Below are 3,110 nucleotides of genomic sequence, written 5' to 3'. Positions count from 1 at the left end.
CGCCGACCTGGCCGGAGGCGCCGACGACGCCGATTATGATGGTCATCGTCCGGTCACTCCGTACACGACGGCCTCGGTCTCGTCCGAGCCCAGGTAGAAGGCGGCGTGCGCCGCGTAGACGGCCTCCTTGACCTGGCTCTCGGCCACGACGACGGAGACCCGAATCTCGGAGGTGGAGATCATCTGGATGTTCACGCCGGCCTCGGAGAGCGCCTCGAAGAAGCGGGCGCTGATGCCGGGGGCCGAGCTCATCCCGGCACCGACGATGGACACCTTGCCGACGCTGTCGTCGTACAGCAGGGCATCGAAGCCGACGCTGGCCTTGAGCTTGTCCAGCGCGGTCATCGCGGTCTGGCCCTCGCCGCGCGGCAGGGTGAAGGAGATGTCGGTCAGGTTCGTCGCCGCTGCCGAGACGTTCTGCACGATCATGTCCAGGTTGATCGCGGCGTCGGCGACGGCGCGGAAGATCGACGCGGCCTCGCCCGGCTTGTCGGGCACGCCGACCACGGTGATCTTGGCCTGGCTCCGGTCGTGGGCGACGCCGGTGATGATCGCGCTTTCCATGGACTCCACAGCGTTCTCCTGTGCTCCCCGTGCGGGGTCGGTGGCGATGACGAGGTCCTCGGCCTTGACGACCCAGGTGCCCTCCTTGTCGGAGAAGGAGGACCGGACGTGGATGGGCATGTCGTAGCGGCGCGCGTACTCCACGCACCGCAGGTGCAGGATCTTCGCGCCCTGCGCCGCCATCTCCAGGGTCTCCTCGTAGGAGATCCGGGGGACCTTGCGGGCCGTGGGCTCGATCCGCGGGTCGGCGGTGAAGATGCCGTCGACGTCGGAGTAGATCTCGCAGACCTCGGCCTTGAGCGCCACGGCCAGGGCGACGGCGGTCGTGTCGGAGCCGCCGCGGCCCAGCGTGGTGATGTCCTTGGTGGTCTGGGAGACGCCCTGGAAGCCGGCGACGATGGCGATCGCGCCCTCGGCGAGCGCGGTCTCGATCCGGCCCGGGGTGACGTCGATGATCTTGGCCCGACCATGCTCGGCGTCGGTGATCACGCCGGCCTGGGAGCCGGTGAACGAGCGGGCCTCGTGACCCAGGTCGTGGATCGCCATGGCCAGGACGGCCATCGAGATCCGCTCACCCGCGGTGAGCAGCATGTCGAGCTCGCGCGCCGGCGGCAGCGGCGAGACCTCGTTGGCGAGGTCGATCAGGTCGTCGGTCGTGTCGCCCATCGCGGAGACCACCACGACCACCTGGTGGCCGAGCTTCTTGGTGTTGACGATGCGCTGCGCGACGCGCTTGACGCCGGCCGCGTCGGCGACCGACGAGCCGCCGTACTTCTGCACGACAATGCCCACGAGGGCTCACTCCTGGAGTTCCGGGGACGGACCGGCCCGATTCTACCGGCGCGGAGCCACCCGTTTTCCCGCCTGTCCAGGCGTGGGCACGGGGCCCGGGGCGCGTGCCTCAGGCGTCGAGCGCGGCCGCGGCCTCGAGCTGCTCGTGCTCGTCGATGACGTCCACGTCGAGGCGGTCGTGGGCGACCACCATCAGCAGCGCGTTGAGCGCGGCCCCGGCGAGGTTGCCCCAGTTGTTGACGTAGGAGTACTGCCACCACCACAGCGCCTCGGCGACGTCGCCGTTGCGGTAGTGGCGCAGGCCGTTCTCCAGGTCGGCGCCGATGCTGGTGATGTCGTCGGAGAGCTGGCTCTCCACGATCTCCGGAGCGTACGGGTCGAAGACGAAGCTGTAGGTGTCCAGGTCGCCCAGCAGGTCGGCCAGCCGCATCCGCACCTCGTCCACGTCGACCTCCGGGCCCACGTCGGGCTGGAACTCCTCGCGCGGCTCGAAGTCGGTGACCGCGCCCAGGCGGGCGCCCGTCAGCGAGATCTGGCTGATCTGCAGCAGGAGCAGGGAGACGGCCTGCCCGCCCTGGGCCTCCTCGGCGATCAGCCGGACCGCGTCGAGGTAGCTCTCGACGCTCGCCGCGATCTCGGTCGCGAACGCGACGTTCTCGGACTCTGCGGCCACCAGCGCCGCGAGCGCGGCCTGGCCGGGGAGCTGCTCGGTCATGTCGCTGCCTGCCTTCCTACGAACGCGCGGCCGAGGGTGACCTCGTCCGCGTACTCCAGATCTCCACCGACTGGCAGTCCACTCGCCAGACGGGTCACGCGCTAGCCCAACGGTCCCAGCATGCGGGTCAGGTACGTCGCGGTGGCCTCGCCCTCCAGGTTGGGATCGGTGGCCAGGATCACCTCGCTCACCTGGGCGCCGTCGCCGGCGCCGAGCCGGGTGAGCAGCTCACGGATGTGCAGCTGCTCGGGTCCGATGCCGTCGATGGGCGAGATCGCCCCGCCCAGCACGTGGTAGCGGCCGCGGAACTCCCGCGTCCGCTCGATCGCCACGACGTCCTTGTACTCCTCCACCACGCACAGCACCGCGGGGTCGCGGCGCGGGTCGCGGCAGATCCGGCACTGGTCGTCCTCGGCGACGTTGAAGCAGATCGAGCAGAACTTCACCTTGTCCTTGACCTCGATCAGCACGTCCGCCAGGCGGCGTACGTCGACCGGGTCGGCCTGGAGCAGGTGGAACGCGATCCGCTGGGCGCCCTTCGGGCCGACGCCCGGCAGCCTGCCGAGCTCGTCGATGAGGTCCTGGACGACGCCCTCGTACATGTCCGCCAGGCTCTCAGAAGCCGAGCTGGCCGGGGGTGCCCGGGTTGCCACCGCCGGGCATGCCCGGGAAGCCGCGGCTCAGGCCGCCGGTGATCATCCCGATGCTCTCCTCCGACGTCGCGTCGGCCTTGGCCTTGGCGTCGCGGAAGGCGGCGACCACGAGGTCGGCGAGATCGGTGAGCGAGTCCTCGTCGCCGCCGTCGAACCGGCCGGTGGCGATCCGGACGGCCTTCAGCTCGCCCACGCCGGTCACCGTGACGGAGACGCCGCCGGCCGAGCCCTCGAACTCCGCGCTGGCCAGCGCCTCCTGCGCGGTCGCGAGGTCGTCCTTCATGTGCTGCGCGGGCAGGAGCAGGGCACGCATGGCGAAGCCGGGGGCACCGCTGAGCGCGTCGGAGGGGTTGTTGGTCATCGGGTCACCTCTGTCAGGAGTGGGG

General features: G+C 70.4%; 3 protein-coding genes and 1 pseudogene. All 4 read right to left on the bottom strand.

The genetic code is table 11. From position 1 onward, the window contains the following. Window positions 1–42: 42 nt before the first annotated feature. Window positions 43–1,356 carry an aspartate kinase gene (locus tag Q1V88_RS05215; RefSeq protein WP_300678864.1) on the bottom strand — a complete coding sequence of 438 codons (1,314 nt, stop codon included), beginning with the start codon at window positions 1,354–1,356 and terminating at the stop codon, window positions 43–45. A gap of 109 nt (window positions 1,357–1,465) precedes the next feature. After that, the gene (locus Q1V88_RS05210; protein ID WP_300678861.1) at window positions 1,466–2,071 is read right to left on the bottom strand and encodes a DUF5063 domain-containing protein; all 606 of its coding nucleotides are present in this window, start codon (window positions 2,069–2,071) and stop codon (window positions 1,466–1,468) included. Further along, window positions 2,068–2,673, bottom strand: a pseudogene (gene recR, locus Q1V88_RS05205) (recombination mediator RecR). Before recR ends, Q1V88_RS05210 begins: the two are co-directional and overlap by 4 nt. A 13-nt stretch (window positions 2,674–2,686) precedes the next feature. Beyond that, window positions 2,687–3,085, bottom strand: a complete 399-nt coding sequence (locus Q1V88_RS05200; protein ID WP_300678859.1) for a YbaB/EbfC family nucleoid-associated protein — start codon at window positions 3,083–3,085, stop codon at window positions 2,687–2,689. Window positions 3,086–3,110 lie beyond the last annotated feature (25 nt).

It is taken from the genome of Nocardioides sp., from assembly GCF_030150155.1.
In the GTDB taxonomy this organism is placed as follows: domain Bacteria; phylum Actinomycetota; class Actinomycetes; order Propionibacteriales; family Nocardioidaceae; genus Nocardioides.
Note: the sequence above shows the minus strand (reverse complement) of the source record. Positions and strands in the feature narration are given on the sequence as shown.